Source organism: Massilia sp. YIM B02443 (genome assembly GCF_030411955.1).
Lineage (GTDB): Bacteria > Pseudomonadota > Gammaproteobacteria > Burkholderiales > Burkholderiaceae_D > Telluria.
The window spans coordinates 41,681-66,272 of sequence record NZ_JASNRA010000010.1; the positions used below are offsets into that span (position 1 = coordinate 41,681).

Consider the following 24,592-nt stretch of genomic DNA (forward strand, 5'->3'; position numbering starts at 1 on the left):
GGGTTGGCGGCTCCGCCGCCAACCCTACGATGCAACGCAAGCGGTAAGCATCACGCAGCGCCGGTCCCGGCCTGCAGCGCGTCGATCAGGGTGCGCGTCGAGCGCACCCGCCCCATGCGCGGGAAGATCGTGCCGCAGGCGAAATGGTGGGCCTCGCCCTCCATCGAACTCATCGCATCCTCGGCAAACACCAGTTTATAGTTGCGGTCGAACGCCGCGCGCGCCGTCGATTCGACGCCGAAGTTGGTGGCGATGCCGCCCATGACCAGCGTGTCGATGCCGCGCCGCCGCAGCAGCTGGTCCAGTTCGGTGCCATAGAAGGCGCCCCACTGGCGCTTGACGATCACCACGTCCTGCGCTTCGACGCCGGCCTCCGGCGCCAGCTGCGCGGCATCCGGCGGCGCTGCCGGCGCGCCTGGCGGACGCATCGGTGAATCCGCTGGCAATGCGGGCAATTCGTTCACCAGCACCCGCACGTACACCACCAGCGCGCCGCGTTCGCGCATTTCTTGCGCCAGCAGCACGCAGTTGCCGACCACTTTCTCGGCGCTGTGCGGCGCCAGTTCGCGTTTGACGTTGCTGTTCTGAAGATCGATCAGGACCAGCGCCGTGCGCGCCGGGTCCAGGGTGAGTTGGTCCATAAAGATATCCTCCTGGACCGCAGTATTCCGCAATCGCGATCCACCCGGCGCACGGCCGGGTAGATCCTGACTTCACTTACGGCAGCGGCTTGCCGTCGGTGTCGATGCGGCGCACCTCGCCCAGGTTCAGGGCGCGGATGTCCTTCTCGACCTTGCTCATGTCGCCCACCACCACCCACACCAGCCGGTCCGGCACGAAGCTGCGTGCCGCCAGCGCGTTGGCCGCCTGCGGCGTCAGCGCCAATGCCTTTTCGGTATAGGTGTTGTAGTAGTCTTCCGGCAGTCCGTACTGCAGGATGGTCGAATACGCGCCACTGAGCTGGCCCGCGGTCTCGAAGCTGCCCGGCAGGCGCAGCGTGCGGTTTTCCAGCGCGAACTTCAGTTCGTCATTGGCGATCGGCTTGCCGCCGGCGATGTTGCGGTATTCCTGCACCAGTTCGCGCAGCGCGTCGCCGGTCTTGTCGGTCTGCACCGGCGAGACGCTGATGAACGGACGCTGGCCGATCGCCGCCGGCAGCTGGCTGCGCACGCCGTACGACCAGTGCTTGTCTTCGCGCAGGTTCATGTTGATGCGCGAGCTGAAGGTGCCGCCGAACACGTCGTTGACGATCTCGAGCGGCAGCGCGTCCGGGCTGTTGCGCGGCGGCGCCAGCTGGGCGCCCACGATCACGCTCTGCAGCGCGCCGGGACGGTCGACCACGTAGACCAGGGGCTTGGCCGGCGCCGCGACCTGGGTGATCACCTTCTTCGGCACCTCGCCCGCCTTCCACGAGGCGAACGCCTTTTCCAGCTGCGGCGTGATCTCGGCCAGCGTGGTGTCGCCCACCACCAGCAAGGTGGCGTTGTTCGGCTTGAACCAGGTGGCGTGGTACCTGGCCAGGTCGGCGCGGGTCATGCGCCCGACCGACTGCTCGGTGCCGGTGCCGGTGAACGGGCGCGCATACACGTGGTCGGGGCCATACAACAGCGCCGGCATCAGGCGCAGCGCCAGCGTCGACGGCTCGGCCTTCTCGCGCGCGATCGCGGCCAGGCGGTCCTGCTGCAGGCGCGCGAACTCGTTCTGCGGGAAGGCCGGATGCAGGATCAGGTCGGAATAGATGCCGAGCGCCTGCGGCAGCGTGGCCTTGAGCGCGTTCATGCTGACGAATGAGCCGTCCAGGTTGGCGCCGGCGCTGAAGGTCGCGCCCAGGCGCTCCAGGTCTTCGCCGATCTCGAGCGACTTGCGGGTGGCGGTGCCTTCTTCCAGCATGCGCAGCGCCAGGCTGGCCACGCCCGGCATGTCGGGCGCGTCCGACGCATAGCCGCTGTCGACCAGCAGTTGCAGGTTCACCACCGGCGCTTCATGGCGCTCAGCCAGCACCACCTTCAGGCCGTTCGACAGCGTGGCCTTCTGCATCGGCGGCAGCTTGAGCGACATCGGCTTGCCGGTCGCCGGTTCCTTGCTGCGGTCCAGGCCCGTATTCACGGCGGCGAGACCGGTCGGGAACGGGTCGATCTGCAGCACGAAGTCGCCGTCGCTGAGCCAGTCGTTCATCGCCTTCTTCACCGTGGCCGGCGTAGCGTCCTTGATGCGCTGCAGGTAGACCTTGTAGCAGTCCGGATTGCCGGTATAGGTCTGGCACGAAGCCAGCAGGTCGCTCTTGCCGCCGAAGCCGCCGACACGCTCGACCATGCGCGTGTACTGGGCCAGGATGGTGGTCTTGGCCAGGCGCAGTTCTTCTTCCGTGGGGCCGCTCTTCATCAGCGCGCGCAATTCCTCGTCGGCGATGCGCTCCATCTTCGCCACGTCGGCGCCAGGGCGCGCGGTGAGCGTGATGTCGAACTGGCCGCCGATTTCCGACGCGTCGTCGCTGGCCGAGGCGCTGGTGGCCAGTTGATCCTTGTAAACCAGGCGCTTGTACAGGCGCGAGGTCTTGCCCTGCCCCAGCACGTTGGCCGCCAGGTCGAGCAGCGCTTCCTCGGGCGTGTGCGCGCCCGGCACGTTCCAGGTGCGGTAGATGCGGGTCTGCGGCACGCGGTCCTGGGCCACCGTGCGGTGGGTGCCCGTACGCTTGGCGATCCAGGCGTCGTGCTTGGCCAGCGGCGGGCCCGGAGGGATGGCGCCATAGTACTGCTCGACCTTCTTGCGCGCTTCTTCCGGGGAGATATCGCCCGACAGCACCAGCACGGTGTTGTTGGGGCCGTAGTTACCCTTGAACCAGTCCTGGACGTCGGTCATCGAAGCCGCATCGAGGTCTTCCATCTTGCCGATCACGGTCCAGGAATACGGGTGGCCGACCGGGTAGGTATTCGTCACCAGCAGCTCGTAGGCGATCCCGTAGGGCATGTTCTCGCGCTGGCGCTTTTCGTTCTGCACCACGCCGCGCTGCAGGTCGAGCTTCTTCTGGTCCACGGTGCCGAGCAGGTAGCCCATGCGGTCGCTCTCGGCAAACAGGGCATAGTCCAGCATCGAAGTCGGCACGTTCTGGAAGTAGTTGGTGCGGTCGGTGTTGGTGGTGCCGTTCAGGTCGGTCGCACCGATGCGCTCCATCGCGTTCAGGTAGGTCTTGTTGAAGTTGTCGCTGCCGCTGAACATCAGGTGCTCGAACAGGTGGGCGAAGCCGGTCTTGCCCGGCTTTTCGTTCTTGGAACCGACGTGGTACCAGGTGTTGATCGCCACCACCGGGGTCTTGCGGTCCTCGTGCACCAGCACCGTCAGGCCGTTCTTCAGCGTGAATTTGGTGTACTTGATGTCGGGGATCGGAATGTCCGGGGTCGCTGCGGCGGACTTGGCCGGCGCGGCGTGGGCGGCGGTGACGCTGGTGGCCAGCAGCAGGGCTGCGGCCAGGCGGATGGGGCGACGAACGGTTACTGCCATGCTGCTCCTCCTGAAAGGGTGCGGGAAGGACGGGGCGACGGTCTTGAACGACGGTCGAAGAACGGCCGGGGCCGTTGTCCATTCTAGGCAGTTTTCAGGATGGCAACAAACAAAAGTGTGCTGGCATCGATGCGCGGCGCCAGATCATGCGCCCCGCATTCAGAAAGTGTCGTCACTGCGGCACGATCCGCAGCAGGCGGCCCCGACCAAGCATTTAGGTATGAACTTCTCGACAATATCCGCCATACACAATCCATTCAAAAAATGATTATAGATTTGATATCTTGGTTGTTTTGCCGCGTTTTGCCACATTTTATCTGCACGTTTCGCGTTTTAAGCGTATCATTGTCGGATCAGTGAACCAGCGTAAGGGCACCCTACATGATTCAACGACGAGCTTTCCTCAAAAGTTCCCTCCTCCTCGCTTCCTCCTCCCTCAGCCTGCCCGGATTTGCCAATCAGCTTGCCAATAATGCATCAGCCGCCACCGCTTCCGGCGATTGCTGCCTGCGTTTCTACAATACGCATACCGGCGAAAAATTGAAGAGCACGTTCTGGGCAGAAGGCGAGTTCATCCCGGATGCGCTGAAAGACATCAACAAAGTGCTGCGCGACCACCGCAGCAACAAGATCGCGGACATCGATCCGCAACTGCTGCTGCTGCTGGGCCAGCTGAACGACAAGCTCGACAACAGCAAGGAACTGCACATCATCTCGGGCTACCGCGCCCCCGAATCGAACGCCTTCCTGCGCAGCCACGGCAGCGGCGGCGTCGCCAAGCGCAGCCTGCACATGGACGGCAAGGCGATCGACATCCGCCTGCCGGGCACCGACCTGCGCACGCTGCACAAGGCGGCGATGTCGCTCAAGGGCGGCGGCGTCGGCTACTACGCCAGCTCGCAGTTCGTCCACATGGACACCGGCCGCGTCCGGTATTGGTAAGCACCATGGCGCGGCTGCAGATCGCCCGCTCCATGCTGGGACTGGCCCTCGCGGCCGGTTTCCTGGCCCCTGCCCCGTCTCCGGCGCACGCCGCCGGCCAGACCACGGTCAACGTCAAGTCGACCCGCGACCCGGTCGACAAGTCCTACCGCAAGATGATCCGCGGCATGGAGCGCTTCGAACGCGAGCGCGCCTTCGCCCCGAACGCCACCCTGCGCTTCCAGCTGCTGCCGCGCCTGCCGTCGGTCGACATGACCGGCATCACGCTGCGCATCGCCGGCGATACCGTCTCGGTGCCGGTGAAAGTGGAAACCGACAACACCTTCGTCCTGCCGCGCAATGAACAGGCGCTGCAGCAGGACGCCGCCGTGCTCGCCAGCCGCAAGACCAGCAGCATGACCTGGCGCGCGCGCATCGAGTCGCCCGGCGTGCCGGCCGGCAGCCGCCGCCTGGGCGACCTGCGCCTGGAATGCCGGGTCGGCAAGGAAGCCGGGTTGGTCTCGAACAGCTCGCCGATGTTCGGCTGGATCTCGGATGCGCTCAGCACGCCGGAAGGCGTGTGCACCAGCCCCGACGGCAACTACCTGTTCTTTGCCGAGCGGCCGATCTTTTCGGTGACGCTGCGCGCTGGCGATCGCGTCGAAACGCTGCCGTTCTCGATGCTGTATGCCGGCGGCGAGCAGACGCCCGACATGCTGCCCTTCTGCGATTGCCAGGTGCTGCTCGACCGCACTTATTACGTGCCATTGTGGGACGCCAGCTGGCCGGACGATACGCTGGTCGAATTCGAGTACATGCTTGACGCACCGGAGGCGCCATGACGATCCGTTCACTGGCCGGCGCGCTGGTCTTGTCGTTGACCGTGGCCGCTTGCGCCACCCAATCCGCAGCGCCACCCGGCACGCAGGTAGCGGCCGAGCGTTTGCAACAAACGGTGGTGGCCGGCCGCACCACGAAGGCTGAAGTATTGGCCGCGTTCGGGCCGACCAGGTCGATCCGCTTCGACAGCGGCTACGAAGCGTGGGTCTATCAATCGCCCGCCGGCGGCGGCCGCTTTACGGAGTTCGTGCTGCTGATCGATCCGCAGGGCGTGGTCAGCAAGACCCGCACCCGCGCGCCGGGCACGCTGTAAGCAGGCCGCTTCAGCGCTCGGTCGCCAGCTCCGGCATCAGGCGGTTGATCACGCTGTAGTTGATTGCAGTCCACCACTCCGATCCTTCTCCCTGCAGGGCGTTTTCCGAGGCCTCGATCGCGCGGTGGTCTTCGCTGACCAGGTAATCCTCGACGTCGTTGAGCGAAGCAAAACTGAACACCGAGACCGCGTCGATCTTGCTGCCCTCCGGGTCTTCCTGGGTCGAGCCGATATTGTGCAGCTGGGCATAGCGCCTCACGAACTCGCGCGTGGATGCCTGCGCCAGCACCAGGTCCGCATGCTCGCCCAGCAGGCGGCGCTGGAACTCTTCGCGCGACAGGCCGGGCGCGCGCATGTGGATCTTCACCAGGCTGATCGGATCGCGATGGCGTTCGCTCGGGATCAGGATGAATTCGCGCGTGATCTCGCGCGTGACCATGCGGAACGCCACCTGTTCGTCGGCCACGATGCGCTGGTCGAACTTTTCCTGTTTCAGTGTCTTTTCGATGTCGTCCTGCTCGGCGTAGGTGATGTAGGCGAAGCCGTCCCAGCGCGGTCGGCGCAGCGGCGGCACGTGCCGTTCCGGGTCCGACGGCAGGCGGCCATCGGCACCGATCATGGCGCGGTACGGCGGCGGGAACAGCGATGACGGGCCGGACGCGATGCGGTGCACCTGGTCGTAGCGCAGCACCAGCTTCGACGAACTGCCCGGCTCGTCCCATGCGAATTTGGGACCATGCACCTTGCGCCAGTATTCGTCCCAGTGTTCGAAGGCGAGGTTCGGATTGGCTTCCAGCGCCAGCGCCTGCGGCTGTTGTGCAGGATCGCGCACCTCGTTGCCATCTTTATCTTTAGACGATCCGGGATCCTGCGGCCGCTCGCCGCGCGGCGTGGCGTCGCTACGGGTAAGGAAGGTCGGCGTCACGATCAGGGGCTTGGTGGTAGAGCCCTGCGTTGCGCCCAGCGGTGGGCGGTGCAGGTTGTCGCTGCGGTCAAAATCGGTTGGCATGGCAAACTCCTCAATGGTCGGTTGATTCACTGCGGGATGCTGCTGGCGGACCACGGGCCGTGGTCCGCGCGAATTCATTGCTCGTCGCGGTAAGGCGGATAGTCGATATAGCCTTCGGCGCCGCCGCCGTAATAGGTCTCGCGCACCGGCTTGGCCAGCGGAAGGCCCTGCTGCAGGCGCGCCACCAGGTCCGGGTTGGCGATGAACGGCTGGCCGAAGGCGGCCAGGTCGATCAGGCCGGCGTCGACCAGTTCCTGCGCGCGCTGCAAGGTCATGGCGCCGGCCAGGATCAGGGCGGTGCTGCCGATCTCCCCTTTGATCGTGCGCAGCAGCTCTTCGGTGCGGGCGCTGGCCGACTGCGCGCCGGCTTCCGGCGACTCCTGGCCCTTCATCGCGTAATTCGACTGGTCCATCACGTGCACGTAGGCGATGCCGCGCTTGCCCAGCTCGGCGCTCAGGGCGCGGTAGGTCTCCAGCGTGTCGGCATACGGCGGCATGTCGAACAGCTGGCCGTAAGGCGAGATGCGGATGCCGACGCGCTCGGCGCCGATGCGCGCGACGATGGCGTCGACCACCTCGACCGCGAAGCGGATGCGGTTCTCGAGGCTGTTCGAATAGGCGTCCGTCCGGTCATTGACCAGCGGATTGAGGAACTGCTCGAACAGGTAGCCGTTGGCGGCGTGGATCTCGACGCCATCGAAACCGGCGCGCACGGCGTTCTGGGCGGCGGTGGCGAAGTCCTGCACGATGCGCCGCACTTCGTCGGTCGTCAACGCGCGCGGGGTCGAGGTCGGCACGAAGCCCGGCTGGCCGGCCTCGTCGTAGGCAAACGCCACCGCACCCTCGGCGCGTTTGCTGCTGGCGCTGACCGGCGCCTGGCCGTCCGCCTGGAGCGAGGTATGCGAAACGCGGCCGACGTGCCACAGCTGCGCGAACATGCGCCCGCCGACGGCGCGCACGGAATCCGTGCTCAGGCGCCAGCCAGCGATCTGCGCCTCGGTAAAGATGCCCGGATTGAACAGGTAGCCCTGGCCCTCGCGCGAGATCGGCGTGCCTTCGCTGACGATCAGGCCGGCGCTGGCGCGTTGGGCGTAATACAGCGCGGTCATGGTGTCGGCGGTATCGTGCGGGGCGCGCGAACGGGTCATGGGCGCCATCACGATGCGGTTGCGCAGTGTGATGCCGTTCAATGCGTAGGGTTGAAACAGATCGACCATTAACAATTTCCTCCTTGATGCAGACAATGTTTAGCGGGTAGCAGGCGCGTCCGGCGCCAGCTTGACGATCAGCACCACGGCCAGCACGGCCAGCAGCGCGATGGCGGCCGACAGGTAGCCGATATTGCCGGCGCCCCACGACGAGATCCCGACGCCGCCGATCAGCGCGCCCAATGCGATGCCGCCGTTGGCGGCCGAGACATTGATGGTGCCGGCCAGCGCCTGTGCGCCGGAGGCGGCCTTCATCACGCGGATCTGGCAGATCGGGTACAGCGCGGTATTCGCGATGCCCCACACGCCGAGCGCAACGGCGAAGCCGATGCCGATGCCGGTGTGATGGGCAAGCGCCATGGTCGCGGCCATGCCCAGCGCCAGCACGACGCAGAACAGCGCGGTGGTGGCGAGCGGCTTGCGGTCCACCCACAGCCCGCCCAGCCAGTTGCCGACCAGGCCGACGGCGCCAAAGCCCATCAGCCACCAGCCAACCTGGGCCGGCGCGATGCCGGCCGACTTCTCCAGCATCTCGGCCAGGTAGGTGTAGCCGGTGAACATGGCGGTGAACACCAGGATCGACAGCGCGACATTCGCCAGGAAGAACGGGCTCTTCAGGATGCGGGTCTGGGCGCGCATCGCCACCGGTTGCGCGGCGCGCACGGCCGGCATGCTGATCGCGATCAGCACCGCGATCACCAGCGACAGAACCGCCAGCAAGGCGAAGGCGCCGCGCCAGCCGATCGCATCCGATGCCAGCGTCCCGATCGGAATGCCGAACAGCATGGCGGCGGAAATGCCGAGGTACACGGTGGACACGGCGCGGCCGCTTCGCTCCGGCCCGGCGATCTGCCCGGCCGTCTCGCTGGCGGTGCCCCAGAACACCGGCAGCGCCAGCGCCGGCACCAGGCGCGCGATCGCCAGCACCCAGATGTTCGGCGCCACCGCGGCCAGGCCATTGGCGGCCGCGAACAGCACCAAGATGGCGATGAACAGGCGCTTGCGGTCGATATGGGCCAGCCAGGCGGTCAGGAACGGTCCGCAGAGCATGACCACGACCGCGAACAGGGTCACCAGCTGGCCGGCGCTGGCCACGCTGATGTTCAGGTCGCGCGCGAGTGCCGGCAACAGGCCGACGATCAGGAATTCGGTGGTGACGATGACGAAAGCGGCGACCGCCAGGATGGCGATCGACGCCGCGCCGCCCTTGGCCGGGGAATGCGTTGCCCCGGCGTCGGCGGCGGATTGAACAGCTGGCATTACAAGTACTCCAAGAATTATCCAACGTGCATCTTATGGGAGATGAAAATTCTTCTGTTGGATATAATTTCCTCTCTAATATGGAAATAAATTCCAGTTAAGGGAAGCAATGACGCCTGCAGAACGCCTGAAAGGCCTGGAAACTTTTGTCGCCGTGGCCGACGCCGGCAGCTTCACCGCCGCCGCCGACCGCCTGAACCTCACCAACTCGGCGGTCGGCAAGGCGATCGCGCGCCTGGAAGGACGCCTCAACCGGCCACTATTCGACCGCAGCACGCGGCGCCTGGAAATGACCGACGCCGGCGCCGCCTTCTACAAGGTGTGCGTGCGCGTGCTGGACGAGCTGGAAAGCGCGGAGCGCATGCTGTCATCGCCGCAGATCGCGCCGTCGGGCCGGCTGCGGGTGGACATGCCGGCGACGTTCGGGCGCATGCATGGCGTCCCGGCGCTGCTGACGTTCGCCGAGAAATATCCGCAAGTTACGCCGCACGTGTCGTTCACCGACCGTTTCGTCGACCCTGTCGAGGATGGGCTGGACGTCGTGGTGCGCATCGGCGGCGGCGATACCTGGCCGGCGGCATTGGGCCACGAATGCCTGGGCCACGAAGAACTGGTGTTCTGCGCCGCGCCCGCCTACCTGGCGCGGCACGGCGCACCGCGCGCGCTCGACGACCTGCTGGAACACGACGCGGTGCTGTACGGGCGCGCGGATGGCAGCGCCAGTCCGTGGCTGCTCAGGGATCCCGGCAAGGATCGCAGCACAGCGCTGGCGCGCCAGCACGTGGATGGACGGATCGTGCTTGGGCAGGCCGAAGCCCAGGTGGCGGCGGTGGAGGCCGGACTCGGCATTGCCCAGCTCGCCACCTGGGTGGTCGAGCAGCAATTGCGCGAAGGCCGGCTGCAGATCATCCTGCCCGAGCTGGCGACGCAGGGATTGCCCTTGCATATCGTATGGCAGCGTAGCCGCCAGCATCTGCCCAAGGTGCAGGCGCTGATCGCGCATTTCGGGCAGACGCTGGGTATCCGGATGGGAGCGCATACGGATGGCGCAGCGGGCAGGGTCACGGACGAACGCGCCGCGAGCGCTGCCTGAAACCGCCATCCATCGATACCCGGAGCCGTTCAGGACGGCTGCTGATCAAGCCTGGCGTCGCTTCCTGGCCGCGGCGAAGCCCGCAACACCCAGGCCGAGCAACGCCAGCGAATGCGGTTCGGGCACTGGCGTCGCCGGGCCGAACACCTCGTCGCGCACGCTGGCCGCGATATCCGGATAGTTCGTGAACACGCCATCCACCCCCAGCTGATAGGAAGCCTCATACAGGGCCGGATCGTTCAGGTAGGTGTATGGCATGACCGTCAGCCCGGCATCGTGTGCGGCCGTCACGCAGGCGGCGCCGAGCTGGCGGATCGACGGACCGATACCGTCGGCGATCGCGGCAACCGACGCTGCCGCGGCTGCCGTGGTGGGGCAAACGCCGAGATAGCTCACGGGGATCGACGAGTTGGCGTTCAGGTATTCGACTTGCGCCGCATTGAAAGACTGGGTCAGCGCCCGGCCCGTGGTGGTGAAGTAACCGTTGTATTTAGGGTTGGTCAGGCCGGCAAGGATGGCTTCCGCCACGCCCAGTCCGGTCTGCTTCGCTTCGGGGAAGACGCCGACCGCGATGCCGGTGTCGAGATAATGGTTGTAGGCGAGATCGAGGAAGTTCTCGTACGAAGCGAAGCTGTACGACACCGCGGGATCGAAGTAGGTCTTGTCCGTGCAGTAGCCGGCGGCATTGCGGCAGGTGACGGACAGTTGTTGCAACTGCGCCAGGGTGAATTGCCTCACGTCGTAAGTGCCATTGCTGGAACGCAGCGCGGCAATCTCGGGATGCGTCGCGGCATAGGCCACCACGTTCGTGGTCGCGTTCAGGGTGCCGTCATGCAGCATGACGGCTTTGCCGTCGGCGGTCAGGTACACGTCGCCCTCGATGTAGTCGGCGCCCATCTTCATGGCCAGCTGGTAGGACTGTACCGATTCCTCCGGCAGGTAGCCGCTGGCGCCGCGATGGGCGATGACCACAGGGCGCTCGCCGCTGAGCGTCGACACAGGCATTGCATGGACTGCAACCGGGCTCAGCATCGCGGCGGCAACTGGCAGAAGATACACATACGACGATTTTTTCATGGGAAGCACACTCTCACAGGTATGGTTTTTTCGCGTATCAACACTGCCAGCAGAGCGACAGTGAATGGGCCAACAATCCAGCAATATCGCCCCTTATAGAACAAAGTCGTGGCACGCAGCTTCAACGATAGGGGGGCGACGCTGACGAGAGGTATGCTAGCCAAGAGTTATGACAATGCTATGAATACACGGCGCTAAATCTTGCAATGGAAACATCGACACTGATGTGTCCAGCGCGCACATAAGCACAGATCAAACTTTGTGCGGACAGCTTTGCCATACACTGGTGCCGGGGGCTTGATTTCTCATGCATTCGTGGAAATCGCCAGCACAATTGTTCAGCAGGAAAAAACTCTGTCGGATAACCATGGGGGCGAGCATGCTGACCGGACATCTGCGCGGATTGCTTCGACTACTGACTGCCCTGGTCATCGCCATGGCGCTGAACGCCTGCGGCGGTGGCGGCGGCAGCCCCGGCACGACCGGGCCGGTCGCACCCGTCCCCATCACCACCGGTACGCTGAGCGTCACCACCGCCGGCCTGCCCGCCGGCGCCAGCGCCGCCGTGCGCATCACCGGCCCCGACAATTACCAGCTGGGCCTGACCGGATCGCAGACCGTGGAAGGCCTGGCTCCCGGCAGCTACACCGTCACCGCCGCGCCGGTCACCACCGGCGACGCCACCTACCAGCCCGCGCCCGCGTCGCAGACCGTGACCGTCGCCGCCGGCAACAACGCCAGCGCTTCGGTGGCGTATTCCGGCGGCGCGCTGGCGCTGGCCACCACCGTCGTCGTCTCCGGCCTCGACAGCCCCAGCTGGCTCGCATCGCCCCCGGGCGACACGCGCCTGTTCATCCTCGAGCGACGCGGCCGGATCCGCATCGTCGAGAACGGCGTCGTGCGCGGCGCACCCTTCCTCGACATCATCCCGCGCGTCGGCTTCGAGGGCGAAGGCGGCCTGCTGTCGCTGGCCTTCGATCCGCAGTTCGCGCGCAACGGCTACTTCTACCTCTACTACATCGACCTGCAGCGCAACATCACCATCGAGCGCTTCAGCGTGGGCCAGAATCCGATGCTGGCCGATCCGACTTCCGGTCTGGTGATCCTGAAGGTGCCGCATCCCGACTTCCTGAACCACTTCGGCGGCCAGGTCGTCTTCGGCCCGGACGGTTACCTGTACCTGGGCACCGGCGACGGCGGCGGCGCCGGCGACCCGCAAGGCAATGCGCGCAACCCGCAATCCCTGCTGGGCAAGCTGTTGCGGCTGGACGTAGCGCGCGCCACCATCGCCCAGCCATATGCAATCCCGGCCGACAATCCCTATCGCGACGGCCTCGCCGCACGGCCCGAGATCTGGGCTTCGGGCGTGCGCAACCCGTGGCGCTTCAGCTTCGACGACGGCCGCCTGTACCTGTCCGACGTCGGCCAGGACGAGCGCGAGGAAGTCAACATCGCCGGCGCCGGCCAGGGCGGGCTCAACTACGGCTGGAACGTCATGGAAGGCATCGCCTGCTACCAGGCCGGCAGCTGCGATCGCAACGGCCTGACCTTGCCCGTCTACGATTACGCCCACGGCACGGACGACGTCAACGGCTGCTCGATCACCGGCGGCTTCGTGTATCGCGGACGGGCGCTGCCCGAGCTGGCGGGACGCTACCTGTTCTCCGATTTCTGCCGCGGCTGGCTCAAGAGCTTCTACGCCAGCAGCGGCGGCGCGATCGCCGAGCAGCGCGACTGGAACTTGCCGAATATCGGCCGGGTGGTGTCGTTCGGGCAGGATGCCGAGGGCGAGCTGTACATGATCACGACGAGCGGCAGCATCCATAAAATCGTCCGCGCCGCCGCGCAATGAGGCTAGAATCAATACATGACCCGCTTACAACTCACCTTCCCCGAAGACCAGTTCTATTATTCGACGCCGCTCACCGTGCGCGTCACGGACATCAATGCCGCCAACCACCTGGGCAACGAGTCGATGATCTCGATGATCTCGGAAGCCCGGGCGCGCTTTTTGTTCGAATTCGGCGTCGCCGAGACCGAGCGCGACGGCACCGGCATCATCGTCACCGACCTGGCCGCCACCTACCGCGCCGAAGCGTATGCACGCGACCAGCTGCTGTTCGAGGTGGGCGTGATGGACTTCAACAAGTATGGCGGCGACCTGACCTTCCGCATCACCCGCCCGCGCGACAAGAAACTGATCGCCATGGCCAAGTCCGGCTTCGTCTTCTTCAACTACAAGACCAGCCAGGTGGTGGCGATGCCGGATGATTTCCGCGCCAAGTTCGAGCGGGTGAACTGGATCGATTGAGCTGACCGGCTCGTTCGGCGCAAGCGGCCGGCCGCCCCGGTCCTGTCGTCGGCGCCAGCAACATCGCAGGACCATCCAGCATCGCACGAACCAGATGACGCGTTACGATCGCGGCGATGCTGCGCGTTTCACTTGCCTGTCGCGTTCGGCCGCCTGTTCCTTGCGCAAGCCGGCTTCAAACCCGGCGCCCGCCGGCAGCTGGACGGCGCCGGCCGCGTCCTCTCCACTCACATCCTCGGCGATGCGAAACCCTTCGCCGACACTGCTGCGGTTATCCAGGCCGGCATGCGCGCGGATCGTAGGGCTGGCGCCCACCGCACCATTGTTGTAATGGCCGCCACGATGAATCGCCATCGTCGAACCGTGGAATGCGCTGCAGTTCTCGGTCCATGCACGGCCATCCTTCGGCGCATTTTCATACGTCAGGTGCTGGCAGTCCTCGACCAGTTCGCGGACGTTGCCAAGCATGTCGTACAGGCCGAAGGCATTCGCTTGATACATGCCGACCACGGTCGTCAGTTCCGCCTGGTCGTCGCATGCGATGGCGTCGCGCGCCTTGCCGGTGATGCGCGTGATCGCGGCCTTGCCGGCATGGTCGAAGACATTCGCGAACCTGCACAGGTCGGCAGGATTGTCGCCGAACGGGTAGCGGCTGTCGCTGCGCGCACGTGCGGCGTATTCCCACTCCGCCTCGCTGGGCAGACGGTAATGCCTGCCGGTCTGTTTCGAGAGCCATTCGAGGTAGGCGTGGGCATCGCTCCAGCTCACGCACATCACCGGGTGATACTCGGTCGGTGCGTTGACCGGCGAATTCCAGCCGACCTTGCCGTTTTCGATTCCCCAGTCATTCGCCACCAGTTTCCAGCAATCGCTGCCGGTCTGGTAGCCGGTGGCGTCGACGAACTGGCGAAACTGTCCGACCGTCGTTTCATACCTGGACAGCCTGAACGTCTTGACCTGCACCTGATGCACCGGCACCGACGCAGGGAAATTGGCGTCCACCGGGTTGGCGCTGCTGCCCATGGCGAACTGGCCGCCCGGAATCGTGACCATCGGCGCAACGATCACGGGATCGGCAGCCAACAGCTGGCCACTTGCGCACGTCATCGCGATGAACAGCAAAGCGCTAACTATTTTTCGCATCGTATTGTCCTTAGAGAGTGAGAGGTAACATGTCCATCATATGTAGCCCAGCTCCAGGCCACGCAGCACCGCGCGCACGCGGTCGCGCACCAGCAGCTTGGCCAGGATGCTCGAAACGTGGTTCTTGATCGTGCCTTCGCTGGGACCGAGGGCGGCGGCGATCTCGCCGTTGTTGAATCCCGCCGCCATCAGCGCCAGGATCTCGGTTTCGCGGCCGGTCAGCGGCGTGCCATCCGCCAGGGCGGCGCTGCCGCTGCGCTGTTCGTACGCGGCCCGGGTGCGCTCGGTCAACGCCGGCCGGAACAGGGTGGCGCCGGCGGCGACGCTCCGGATCCCATCGGCCAGGCGCTCGAGTGAAATGTCCTTGAGCAGGAAACCCCTGGCGCCCGCGCGCATGCCCTCGAACAGGGCCTCATCGTCATCGAAGGTGGTCAAGAGGATGGTGGGCGGAAGCTTGCCCTGCTGCGCGCGCAGCAAGTCGATCCCCGAGCATTGCGGCATGCGCACGTCCAGCAGCAGCACGTCGGGACGGGCCTCGGCCAGCACGGCCATGGCAGCCGCACCGTCGGCCGCTTCGGCGACGACGCGAATGTCGGCGGTCAGGTCGAGCAGGCCGCGGATACCGCTGCGCACCAGCATCTGGTCGTCCACCAGCACAACCCGGGTCATCGCGCAGCCTCTGCAACGGGCAGCGTGAGCTCGATGGCGAACCCGTGTGGCCGGCGCCAACCGGCCTGCATGCGGCCGCCCAGCAATTCGGCGCGCTCGCGCATGCCGCGCAAGCCATTACCCTCGCTGAGGCCGGCGTTGCCGGGACCGTCGTCGTCCGCGCGCATCGTCAACCCATCCCTGCTGCGCACGATGTCGATCTTGATGGTCGCGGCGCTGGAATGGCGCATGGCGTTGCTGATGGCTTCCTGGACACTGCAGAACAATGCGTGCGCCTGTGCCGGCGATGCATCGGCGCACGCCTCGTCCATCGTCAGCACCACGCGTGGCCGCGGGATGCCTGCACACAGTGTGGCAAGCGCACGCTGCAGATCGATCGACTGCACGCTACGCTCGGCACTCACCACGCTACGCACTTCGGCGAGCAGCGACATGGCCAGTTCGGAAGCATTGCGCAGCGCTTCAGGGACGGGTTGGTTGGCCTGGCGCACTGCGATGTCGAGATGCAGCTTGAGCGCTGTCAGATGATGGCCGACGCTGTCGTGCAGATCGCGTGCGATGCGCATGCGTTCCGCGTCGCGCACCATGTCGCCGAGGAGCGCCTGGGTGGCCAGCAGCTCGGCATGTGCCGCGGACAGTGTATGGCGCCCGCGGCGCTCGCGCGCGGCCAGATGCACGATACCGAACACGATCGTATGCATCAGCACTTCCATGCCGAGGAACAGCAAGGCCACCCGCATCCGGTCTCCCTGGAAGTGGGCCGAGCCGGCCTGCATGACCAGCCTGATGGCGACGGCAACCAGCATCTGTGCGATCACCCACGCCAGGCCACGCCAGAGCGGCAGCAACAGCGCCAGCTCCACCGAGCAGACCAGCAGCAGTTCCGAATTGCCGGGCAGGCCGAGCAGCGTCTGGGGGACCAGCCACAGCAGGTTGCGCCCACCGGAGCGCCGCGCCTGCGGCCGCACACAGCGCCATGCCAGCAGCGCGAACAGCGACGTCTGCAGCAGCGTGACGGCAAGGTACAGATGATGGATATGCGCGTTGCGGGCGAATTGTTCCGTACCTGGCGGCGCCGCCGCCGGGAACTGGTCGGCCAGGGTGACGGCGAAACGGCCAAGCGGCGTGCGCAGGTCGTCGGCAAGCAGCCCGCGCATGTCGATGACGGCAAGATTGAAACCACCGAGCAGCAGCGTCAGGCCGACGACGGCGATGACGCCCAGATAGCGGTCATAGCGTTGGAAAAAAGTGTTCAAGCAAAAGTCCCGTACAGCGCCACCGATACCATCGTGCGCGAGCAATGATGAAAGATGGTGAATTCTACAAAGCAAGTTTAAGTATGGACAGTGCTGAAAGTCATGGTTGGATACGGCGCCGCGCGAGGCGGTGACCGCAAGGCGTTTATGTTGAAAAATAGTGGGAACTTTCGCAGGGCCAGGACGGAATACGGTAAAAGAGACCGCCATGACGACCACATCCCGCCCCGACGCCAGCTACGGCAAGTACGCCGACCAGACCGATAGCGACCTGCTGCGCCAGCTCCGCACCGGCAAGGCCGAGGCGTTCACGGCGCTGTACCGCCGGCACCAGGGTCCGCTGTACCGCTTCGCGCTGCTGCGCTGCGGCTCATCCGACGCCGCCGCCGACATCGTGCAGGAAGCCTTCATGGGGCTGCTGAACGGCCGCCTGCAGTTCGACCCGCTGCGCGGCCAGCTGCAGCACTTCCTGTTCGGCGTGGCGCGCAACCTGGCGCTCAAGCTGGACGAGGCGCGCCGGCGCCAGCCGACGGCACCCGTTGCGCCCGAGCCGGACGACGACGGGGCCGATCTGGAACTGGCCATGGAAGCGGCGTGCGAGGATTCCGGCCCGCTGGCGCGACTGCTCGACAACGAAACGGCCGAGGAAGTGCGGCGCGCGCTGGCCCTGCTGCCGCCGCATTACCGCGACCCGGTCATCCTGTACGAACTGCACGACATGACTTACCAGGAAATCGCCGACATCTGCCAGGTCGACCTGGGCACCGTGCGCTCGCGCCTGTCGCGCGGACGGGCGGCGCTGGCCAAGCGGCTGCACGCGCTGCATCCCGCGCACCCGGCATGAAGGAAAGGAACACCATGGACACCAGACACGATAGCCCCGACGCCCTGCTCGATGCGCACTTCGCTGCGCTGCGCGGCGAGCTGGCCGCCCACGACGCCCCGCGCTGCGTCGAGAAGGAACTGATGCAGGCTTTCACGCGTCAGTTCGCCAGGCAGCGCCCGTGGTACCGGCGCTGGTCGCTGCCGCACTGGGGCGCCGCCGGCGCCTTTGCCTCCGTCGCCGCCGCCGTGCTGCTGCTGGTGCTGGCGCCGCAGCGGCTGGTGACGGTGGGGCCGGCGCCCGTCGGCTTCGACGACGGCGCCGCCTTCATCGCGCTCGAGTCGCTCGAACGCATCGCCCGGGAACCCGATGCGCGCCTGGTCGAGGCCGACCTGCCGCAGACCGCGCTGGCGCCGCTGGGCGTGCCGGTCGATCCGCAGAACGCGGACGGCACCGTGCGCGCCGAGATGCTGCTGGCGGCGGACGGCCATCCGCTGGCGCTGCGCCTGAGCGCGAGCAACTGACACCAATATGTGAATCGCTGACGAGGACATCATGAAAGCACTCCACCTCCTGCTCGCGGCCATTGCCGCCGGCATCGCCACCCCGGCCCTGGCCGAAGACCTTGCACTCCTGCCGGGCGAGGCCGGGCCGGCCATGGCCGCGGCCGAGCCGGCGCCGCCGCGCGCGCCAGGCCTGATCACCTATATGGGCAGCGGGCGCGTCATCAAGAACCAGCCCTACAGTGCCGAGATCGTGTCCGAGCGCGTGCAGCAGCTGGCCGACGGCAACCAGATCGTCAACAAATCGACCTCGATGAGCTACCGCGACAGCGCCGGCCGCACCCGCACCGAAGTGCGCGACGAGCACGGCGCCGTCAAGAGCATCACCATCGACGACCCGGTGCAGCGCAAGCGCTGGAGCCTGGATCCGAAGCGCAAGACCGCGACCAACCTCGAGATGACGGAAGAGATGGCCCGCGCCGGCGCCGAGATGGCGCGCGCGCAGGCCGAGCACGCGCGCGCCGCGGCGCAGGCGGTACGCGCCGCGGCGGCCCAGGCGCGGCTGGCGGCGCAGCAGGAGCGCGACGTCGCCCGCAGCGCGGCCCAACAGGCGCGCCTGAGCGCGGCCCAGGAACGCGAGATCGCCCGCAGCGCCGCAGCGGCGGCCGCCGCGCAGGTGGCGCAATTGCGCCGCGAAGGCAAGCTGCCCGAGGACGGACAGCTCATCATCAAGGAAGTCCAGCGCGGCGACGGGCCGAAGGAAGTGCGCATCCGTATCGCCCCGCCGCCACCGGCGCCGCCTGCGCCACCCGCTCCACCGGCAGCGCCGGCCATCGCGGCGCCGCCCACCCCTCCTGCCCCGGCAGCCCTCCCGGCCCCGCCCGCGCCACCGGCTCCGCCGCAGCTCACCCGGCTCGCAGCCCAGATCGGCCCCATGATCACCGGCGCCGCCGCCGACGCCAAATGGTCGCGCAACACCTCCACGCGCGACCTCGGCACGCGCAATTTCTTCGGCGTAGCGGCCAAGGGCGTGCAGCGCAGCTACCAGATCCCGGCCGGCGAGATCGGCAACCGCCAGGCGATCATGGTCAGCAACGAAACCTGGACCTCGCCCGACCTGCAGATCATCGTCTATCACAAGCGCAGCGACCCACGCAGCGGCGCGCTGACTTACCAGCTTGCCAGCCTGAGCCGCACCGAGCCGGCGCCGGCGCTGTTCTCGGTGCCGTCCGACTACACGGTGCGCGACCCCCTGCGCACGATGCGGCAGACCATCGTCGAGCACGGATCGAACAGGCAGGAGACCGGCCACGGCACGCCGGCGAAACGCGACTGACATGCGGCGCAGCCGTGACCGATCGGCAACCGTTGTACGGATGAAGTTCGATCAAGCTGGCCGGCGTAGCCCGGCCGGCCCGGCAAACGACAACGGCGCCCGCGGGCGCCGTTGTCGTTTGCAGCTGCGTGCTTCAGCCGCCGCGCTTCTTCTCGAGAATGGTCTTGTCGAACCAGTCGTCGATCATGCGTTTTTCGTAGCGCAGCGGATCGCTGTCCGACGCGCGGCTGATGCGCTGCTGGTAGGCCATGTCGGACAGCTTGGCTTCGCCAGCCTTGAGCACCTGGCCGTTCTGGCTCAGCGAATAGCGCAGGTTCATGATCGGCCAGTCGGCCATCCCCTTCATCACGCGCAGGTCGCGTCCGGCGCGCGGGGCCGGGTATTCGCGGCCCGCCAGGTCGATGTCGGTGACTTCGATCGTCAGGTCCTGTCCTTGCGGCAGCTTTTCGCCGAGCTTGTTGAAATGCTCGGTAATGCGCTCGAGCACGTTTTCGCGGTCCCATGGCGAGAACGGCAGATCGGCAAACTTGTCCGAATCGACATACGTCACTTTCACTTCCGCGGACGCCATCCCGGCGCTCAGCGCGAGCAGGCCCGCCAGGGCCGTTTTCATCCATACCGTTTTCATCGTTCGTTCTCCCATGCTGTCAGCTTCCGATCCAGAATATACGCCGCTTTCACCGCTCGCGCTCGCTTGGCCCGGTCCCGTTTCGTCGCAGTTTTGTATCCAAATGTTAGGTTCCGTACAGGACCATAAATGGAGGCGGTTCAAGATGGCACAAGGGGAGGTCAACCGTGCCAGAAGGTCCATCGCTCTATATTCTCAAAGAACAGACTGCCCGTTTCGTCGGGCAGGAAATCGTCCATGCCGGCGGCAACGTACGCGCCCTCGATCCGCAACGCCTGGTCGGCCAGCGTATCCTCAAGCTGCATACCTGGGGCAAGCATTTCCTGATCGAGATGCCGGACCTGGTGGTGCGCATCCACTTTTTATTGTTCGGTACGTACCGCATCGACGAGGACCGCGACAAGGTCCCGCGCCTGTCGGTCAAGGTGGCCGATGGCGGCGAGATGAATTTCTACGCCTGCGCGGTCAAGGAGATCGACCGCGCCACCTTCGAGGCGTATGACTTCAGCGCCGACGTGATGTCCGAAACGTGGGACCCGAAACGCGCGCGCAAGAAGCTGCGCGCCGATCCCGGCATGCTGGCCTGCGACGCCCTGCTCGACCAGGACATCTTCTCGGGCGTGGGCAACATCATCAAGAACGAGGTGCTGTTCCGTATCCGCGTCCATCCCCTGTCCACCGTGGGCGCCCTGCCCGCGCCCAAGCTGCGCGCCCTGGTCGACGAGGCGCGCCAGTACAGCTTCGACTTTCTGGAGTGGAAAAAGCAGTGGGTGCTGAAGCAGCACTGGCTGGCGCACGCCAAAACCATCTGCCCGCGCTGCGATATCCCGTTCACCAAGGCCAAACTGGGCAAGACACAGCGGCGCAGCTTCTATTGCGAGCGTTGCCAGAAACGTTACGAATAAGGCGCGTTGTGTACTGACAGCAACGAATCATCCGAGGCGGGTGAAGTTGTGACATCTTTGAATCACAACTTCAATATTGCATCTTGTTACGGGTCAATGGTCGTACTACAATCAAATTGACTCTGAGCATCTTTAGATCTAAAACAAAGTCTGCTCGGCAACTGACCCATTACCCGATATCGGATTCGTCATGTCCTTCCTCTCCGCCGCCGCGCCCAAGCTCGCCCCATGGAAAGTATTGCTGGTCGATGACGAACCCGACATCCACGACATCACGAAGCTGACCCTGTCGCGCTTCCGCCTAGACGGCCGTGCCCTTTCCTTCGTGCACGCCTACAGCGGCGCCGAAGCCAAGGAAGTGCTGGCGCGCGAGAACGACATCGCGCTGGTGTTCCTGGACGTGGTGATGGAGCGCGAAGACAGCGGCCTGGAAGTGGCGCGCTGGATGCGCCAGGACCTCGACAACCAATTTACCCGCATCGTGCTGCGCACCGGCCAGCCGGGTCAGGCGCCGGAAGAGCGCGTGATCGTCGACTACGACATCAACGACTACAAGGAAAAGACCGAGCTCGACCGCACCAAGCTGTTCACCACCACCTTCGCCGCCCTGCGCGCCTACCGCGACATCATGAAGGTCGAGGAAGCGCGCCGCGTGCAGCAGACCTACCGCGAAGGCCTGGAGCGCGTGATCGCCGCCTCCAGCCACATCTTCCAGCAGCGCAGCCTGAAGGACTTCGCCAACGGCCTGCTGCAGCAGGTGGTGGCGCTGCTGCGCCTGGAGCAGAGCATGCTGCTGCGCCTGAAGGCGGCCAGCGTGATCACCGGCCAGAGCCAGTACGAAGTGCTGGCCCAGATCGGCGACATGGGCGAGGACGAGATGGGCCCGGAACTGGTGGCCCAGCTCGACGACGCGCGCAAGAACCGCATCTCGCGCCTGCACGGCGACACCTATGTCGGCTATTTCCCCAACAACAGCGGCAAGGCCTCGCTGCTGGTGCTCAAGGGCGTGGAAGAGATTTCGGACATCGACGCCCAGCTGCTGGAAGTGTTCTGCTCGGGCGTGGCGATTGCCTTCGACAATATCCTGTTGAACCAGGAAATCACCGACACCCAGGCCGAATTGATCCTGCGCCTGGGCGACGTGGTCGAATCGCGCTCGCACGAAGCCGGCAACCACGTGCGCCGCATGTCCCAGGTGTGCCACATGCTGGCCCAGGTCTCGGGCATGCCCGAGGACGAGACCGCGGTCTTGATGCACGCCGCGCCGATGCACGACGTCGGCAAGATCGCCACGCCCGACGCCGTGCTGCTCAAACCCGGCCGCCTGACCGAGGACGAATGGGAAATCATGAAGCAGCACCCGACCGTGGGGCTGCAGATCCTGGACGGCTCGCAGCGTCCGATCCTGAAAGCGGCGGCGGTGATCGCGCACCAGCACCACGAGCGCTTCGACGGCAACGGTTATCCGCAGGGGCTGCGCGGGCACGATATTCACCCGTATGCGCGGATCGTGGCGGTGGCCGACGTGTTCGATGCGCTGAGCCACAAGCGTTGCTACAAGGATGCGTGGCCGCCGGCGAAAGTCACCGAGCATCTGCGCGAAGTGGCGGGGCATCATCTGGATCCGTATTACGTCGATCTGCTGATCAAGAATATGGATCGGGCGTTGGAAATTAACGCGAAGTGGCCTGATTAGGCTGGTTGGACGCGTGGACGGGGAACCCGGCTGCGCGCCCCGGCCCCCCCCCCTACTATCAAACTGCCACTTTTTCCTTGCGCTGCGAACGCGGGAAACGCAGGTGGTAACGCAAACCCTCCGCCGGCGCGCTTTCTACGCGCACGGTTCCACCCAAGGCCCCGGTCACCAGGTTGTACAGGATGTGCGCACCCAGTCCACTGCCGCCGGTGCCGCGCTTGGTCGTGAAGAACGGATCAAACAGCTTGTCCAGCGTGTCCTTGTCCATACCCGCCCCGTCGTCCGCGTAATCGAACACCACCCAGCCATCCGCCTCGATCCCGGCACGCACCGTGATGTTGCCGGCCTGCTCGCGCTCGAACCCGTGCACCAGCGAATTCATCACCATATTGGTGACGATCTGCGACACCGCCCCCGGATAGCTGTCCAGCACCAGATCCTTCGGACAGCTGACGTCGACCTTGACCGGCCGCCCCTTCAATTTCGGCTGCAGCGACAGCAGCACTTCGTTCAGGTAGGCCTCGAGATTGAAGCTGCGGATGTCGCCCGACGACTGGTCGACCGCCACCTGCTTGAAGCTGCGCACCAGGCTGGCCGCGCGCTGGGTGTTGGTGGTCAGTATCCGCAATGACTGGTCGACGATATCGAAGAAGCTGCCCAGGCTGTCCTCGGTCATCTCGCCTGCCGCCAGTTCTTCGCGCGTGAGCTTGAGTTCCTGCACCAGGTGGCTGGTGGCGGTCACGCAGATGCCCAGCGGCGTGTTGATCTCGTGCGCCACGCCGGCCACCAGCCGTCCGAGCGAGGCCAGCTTCTCTTGCCGCACCAGTTCCGACTGCGCTTCCTGCAGCGCATGCAGGGCGTCGTTCAGGGCCGCATTCTGCTGCTCGAGTTCGAGCTTGGCGCGGCGGATCTTGCGGTCGGCCTGCATGCGCGCGATCGCCACCGCCACGTGGCTGGCCATGAAAGCCAGCAGGTCGAGCTCGGCCTTGGTGTAGACGATCGCCGGGTCGTAGCTCTGCACCACCAGCACGCCGTAGGGCTGGTCGTGGACCAGCATCGGCGCGCCCATCCAGCTGGCGATCTCGGTATTGCCGAGCGGCTCCTTGACCACGCCGTTCGCCACCAGTTGCCGGAAGCTGCCCAGATCGTGCAGCTGGGCCTGCTTGCTCGACAACACGTACGAGCACATCGCCATGCCGAACGGGAAGCGTTGCATCGGCGGCGTGCTGTCCTTTTCGTCGACAAAATACGGGATGCTGATTTCCTGCGTCTCGGGGTGGTACAAGCCGATCAGGAAATTGTCGGCCACCATCAGCTCGCCGATGATGCGGTGCAGGCTGGCGCTCAACTGATCGGTGTCGAGCGCCTGCGCCGACAGGTCGGCGATCTGGTACAGCGCGTGCTGCACCTGCTCGGCGCGGCGCCGCTCGGCCACCTCGTGCGCCAGCGCGGCGGTGCGTTCCTGCACCGCGCGCTCGAGCCGGTCCATGCTCTGCAGCCCCTGCAGCGCGTTCGAGACATGGTTCGCGATCAGGGCGAACAGGGCTTCGTCCTCGGCGCTGTAGGTTTGTGCTTTGGAATAGCTCTGGATGACGATCGCACCCAGCAGCTGGTGGTTCTGGTCGAGCAGCGGGCAGCCCATCCAGTGTTCCGGCGCGCTGCCGTTGCCGTAGCTGGCGCCGCCGGATCCGCGCGCTGCGAAGTCGGCGCTGGTCAGCGTCAGCGGAGCGCGGTTGAGCAGCACCCAGGCAGTGGGCGACTGCTCGGGCGAGGCCAGGCGGATAGGCGCGCCGGGGTCCGGCGCTTCGTCGGCTTCATCGACGAAATAGACGAAGCGCACAGTGCCGTCTTCACGGTCGGCCAGCGCCACATAGAAATTGGCCGCGTACATGATGCGGCCCAGCGCGCGGTGCACGGCCTCGATGAATGCGCTGATGTCGCTGCAGCCGGTCGACAGTTGCCCGATCTCGAGCAGCATCGACTGGACCGCTTCCAGCCGGTCTAAACGTTCCATCCCATCCCCTACACAAATTAACTATAGAATTAAAAATGCGTAGAGGAAATATTAGCAGCTTGCCGGGGCGCTGGATCGGCCGCCACCAG

22 protein-coding genes are annotated in these 24,592 nt (G+C 65.6%); 11 read left to right on the top strand and 11 right to left on the bottom strand.

All coding sequences use genetic code 11. The features are described 5' to 3' along the window. Positions 1 to 50 precede the first annotated feature (50 nt). Both QPK27_RS12115 and QPK27_RS12120 read right to left on the bottom strand, forming a co-directional pair. A complete protein-coding gene (locus QPK27_RS12115) occupies positions 51 to 641 on the bottom strand; it encodes an isochorismatase family protein (protein ID WP_290418497.1) in 591 nt (196 codons plus the stop codon). 76 nt (positions 642 to 717) lie between these two features. Beyond that, complete coding sequence (locus tag QPK27_RS12120) at positions 718 to 3,498, bottom strand: pitrilysin family protein (protein ID WP_290418498.1); 2,781 nt, start codon at positions 3,496 to 3,498, stop codon at positions 718 to 720. A 381-nt stretch (positions 3,499 to 3,879) separates the two neighbouring features. Between QPK27_RS12120 and QPK27_RS12125 the strand changes: the two genes are divergently transcribed. From QPK27_RS12125 to QPK27_RS12135, 3 genes are read left to right on the top strand one after another with little or no spacing between them, the layout of a single operon-like run. Then, positions 3,880 to 4,440, top strand: coding sequence for a DUF882 domain-containing protein (locus QPK27_RS12125; protein WP_290418499.1), 561 nt, complete (start codon positions 3,880 to 3,882; stop codon positions 4,438 to 4,440). Between the two features lie 5 nt (positions 4,441 to 4,445). Then, positions 4,446 to 5,261 carry a hypothetical protein gene (locus QPK27_RS12130; RefSeq protein ID WP_290418500.1) on the top strand — a complete coding sequence of 272 codons (816 nt, stop codon included), beginning with the start codon at positions 4,446 to 4,448 and terminating at the stop codon, positions 5,259 to 5,261. Next, complete coding sequence (locus tag QPK27_RS12135) at positions 5,258 to 5,572, top strand: hypothetical protein (protein WP_290418501.1); 315 nt, start codon at positions 5,258 to 5,260, stop codon at positions 5,570 to 5,572. Before QPK27_RS12130 ends, QPK27_RS12135 begins: the two co-directional genes overlap by 4 nt. 10 nt (positions 5,573 to 5,582) lie before the next feature. On the opposite strand, the gene QPK27_RS12140 is transcribed toward QPK27_RS12135, so the two are convergent. From QPK27_RS12140 to QPK27_RS12150, 3 genes are all read right to left on the bottom strand, one after another. Continuing rightward, positions 5,583 to 6,581: an EthD domain-containing protein gene (locus tag QPK27_RS12140; protein ID WP_290418502.1), complete on the bottom strand. Its 999-nt coding sequence runs from the start codon at positions 6,579 to 6,581 to the stop codon at positions 5,583 to 5,585. A 74-nt stretch (positions 6,582 to 6,655) separates the two neighbouring features. Beyond that, positions 6,656 to 7,798 carry an alkene reductase gene (locus tag QPK27_RS12145; RefSeq protein ID WP_290418503.1) on the bottom strand — a complete coding sequence of 381 codons (1,143 nt, stop codon included), beginning with the start codon at positions 7,796 to 7,798 and terminating at the stop codon, positions 6,656 to 6,658. A 30-nt stretch (positions 7,799 to 7,828) separates the two neighbouring features. After that, positions 7,829 to 9,049: an MFS transporter gene (locus QPK27_RS12150; protein ID WP_290418504.1), complete on the bottom strand. Its 1,221-nt coding sequence runs from the start codon at positions 9,047 to 9,049 to the stop codon at positions 7,829 to 7,831. 109 nt (positions 9,050 to 9,158) lie between these two features. Here QPK27_RS12150 and QPK27_RS12155 point away from each other — a divergent pair, with 109 nt between their 5' ends. Next, positions 9,159 to 10,142 (top strand): LysR family transcriptional regulator, encoded by a 984-nt coding sequence (locus tag QPK27_RS12155; RefSeq protein ID WP_290418505.1) that lies wholly within the window; start codon positions 9,159 to 9,161, stop codon positions 10,140 to 10,142. 45 nt (positions 10,143 to 10,187) lie between these two features. On the opposite strand, the gene QPK27_RS12160 is transcribed toward QPK27_RS12155, so the two are convergent. Continuing rightward, complete coding sequence (locus tag QPK27_RS12160) at positions 10,188 to 11,219, bottom strand: glycerophosphodiester phosphodiesterase family protein (protein WP_290418506.1); 1,032 nt, start codon at positions 11,217 to 11,219, stop codon at positions 10,188 to 10,190. A 379-nt stretch (positions 11,220 to 11,598) separates the two neighbouring features. Between QPK27_RS12160 and QPK27_RS12165 the strand changes: the two genes are divergently transcribed. Both QPK27_RS12165 and QPK27_RS12170 read left to right on the top strand, forming a co-directional pair. Continuing rightward, positions 11,599 to 13,071 carry a PQQ-dependent sugar dehydrogenase gene (locus QPK27_RS12165; RefSeq protein ID WP_290418507.1) on the top strand — a complete coding sequence of 491 codons (1,473 nt, stop codon included), beginning with the start codon at positions 11,599 to 11,601 and terminating at the stop codon, positions 13,069 to 13,071. 15 nt (positions 13,072 to 13,086) lie between these two features. Next, on the top strand, positions 13,087 to 13,530 hold the full coding sequence (locus QPK27_RS12170) for a thioesterase family protein (protein WP_290418508.1): 444 nt from the start codon (positions 13,087 to 13,089) through the stop codon (positions 13,528 to 13,530). A 102-nt stretch (positions 13,531 to 13,632) separates the two neighbouring features. Here the strand turns inward: QPK27_RS12170 and QPK27_RS12175 are convergent, their stop codons facing one another. From QPK27_RS12175 to QPK27_RS12185, 3 genes are read right to left on the bottom strand one after another with little or no spacing between them, the layout of a single operon-like run. Next, positions 13,633 to 14,673 carry a formylglycine-generating enzyme family protein gene (locus QPK27_RS12175; RefSeq protein WP_290418509.1) on the bottom strand — a complete coding sequence of 347 codons (1,041 nt, stop codon included), beginning with the start codon at positions 14,671 to 14,673 and terminating at the stop codon, positions 13,633 to 13,635. Between the two features lie 36 nt (positions 14,674 to 14,709). After that, complete coding sequence (locus QPK27_RS12180) at positions 14,710 to 15,342, bottom strand: response regulator transcription factor (RefSeq protein ID WP_290418510.1); 633 nt, start codon at positions 15,340 to 15,342, stop codon at positions 14,710 to 14,712. Next, the gene (locus QPK27_RS12185; protein ID WP_290418511.1) at positions 15,339 to 16,598 is read right to left on the bottom strand and encodes a sensor histidine kinase; all 1,260 of its coding nucleotides are present in this window, start codon (positions 16,596 to 16,598) and stop codon (positions 15,339 to 15,341) included. The genes QPK27_RS12180 and QPK27_RS12185 overlap by 4 nt, the downstream gene beginning before the upstream one ends. A gap of 208 nt (positions 16,599 to 16,806) precedes the next feature. Here QPK27_RS12185 and QPK27_RS12190 point away from each other — a divergent pair, with 208 nt between their 5' ends. From QPK27_RS12190 to QPK27_RS12200, 3 genes are read left to right on the top strand one after another with little or no spacing between them, the layout of a single operon-like run. Further along, positions 16,807 to 17,442, top strand: a complete 636-nt coding sequence (locus tag QPK27_RS12190) for an RNA polymerase sigma factor (protein ID WP_290418512.1) — start codon at positions 16,807 to 16,809, stop codon at positions 17,440 to 17,442. Positions 17,443 to 17,456: 14 nt separating this feature from the next. Further along, complete coding sequence (locus tag QPK27_RS12195; RefSeq protein ID WP_290418513.1) at positions 17,457 to 17,945, top strand: hypothetical protein; 489 nt, start codon at positions 17,457 to 17,459, stop codon at positions 17,943 to 17,945. A 31-nt stretch (positions 17,946 to 17,976) separates the two neighbouring features. Continuing rightward, positions 17,977 to 19,260 (top strand): hypothetical protein, encoded by a 1,284-nt coding sequence (locus tag QPK27_RS12200; protein ID WP_290418514.1) that lies wholly within the window; start codon positions 17,977 to 17,979, stop codon positions 19,258 to 19,260. A 133-nt stretch (positions 19,261 to 19,393) separates the two neighbouring features. Here the strand turns inward: QPK27_RS12200 and QPK27_RS12205 are convergent, their stop codons facing one another. After that, positions 19,394 to 19,888: a DUF3016 domain-containing protein gene (locus QPK27_RS12205; protein WP_290418515.1), complete on the bottom strand. Its 495-nt coding sequence runs from the start codon at positions 19,886 to 19,888 to the stop codon at positions 19,394 to 19,396. A 167-nt stretch (positions 19,889 to 20,055) separates the two neighbouring features. On the opposite strand from QPK27_RS12205, the gene QPK27_RS25475 reads away from it, so the two are divergent. Continuing rightward, positions 20,056 to 20,793, top strand: coding sequence for a DNA-formamidopyrimidine glycosylase family protein (locus tag QPK27_RS25475; protein WP_290418516.1), 738 nt, complete (start codon positions 20,056 to 20,058; stop codon positions 20,791 to 20,793). A gap of 190 nt (positions 20,794 to 20,983) precedes the next feature. Next, positions 20,984 to 22,489, top strand: a complete 1,506-nt coding sequence (locus QPK27_RS12215; RefSeq protein WP_290418517.1) for a DUF3369 domain-containing protein — start codon at positions 20,984 to 20,986, stop codon at positions 22,487 to 22,489. 58 nt (positions 22,490 to 22,547) lie between these two features. On the opposite strand, the gene QPK27_RS12220 is transcribed toward QPK27_RS12215, so the two are convergent. Then, entirely contained in the window at positions 22,548 to 24,503 is a 1,956-nt protein-coding gene (locus QPK27_RS12220) for a GAF domain-containing protein (RefSeq protein ID WP_290418518.1), read from the bottom strand. Between the last annotated feature and the right edge of the window lie 89 nt (positions 24,504 to 24,592).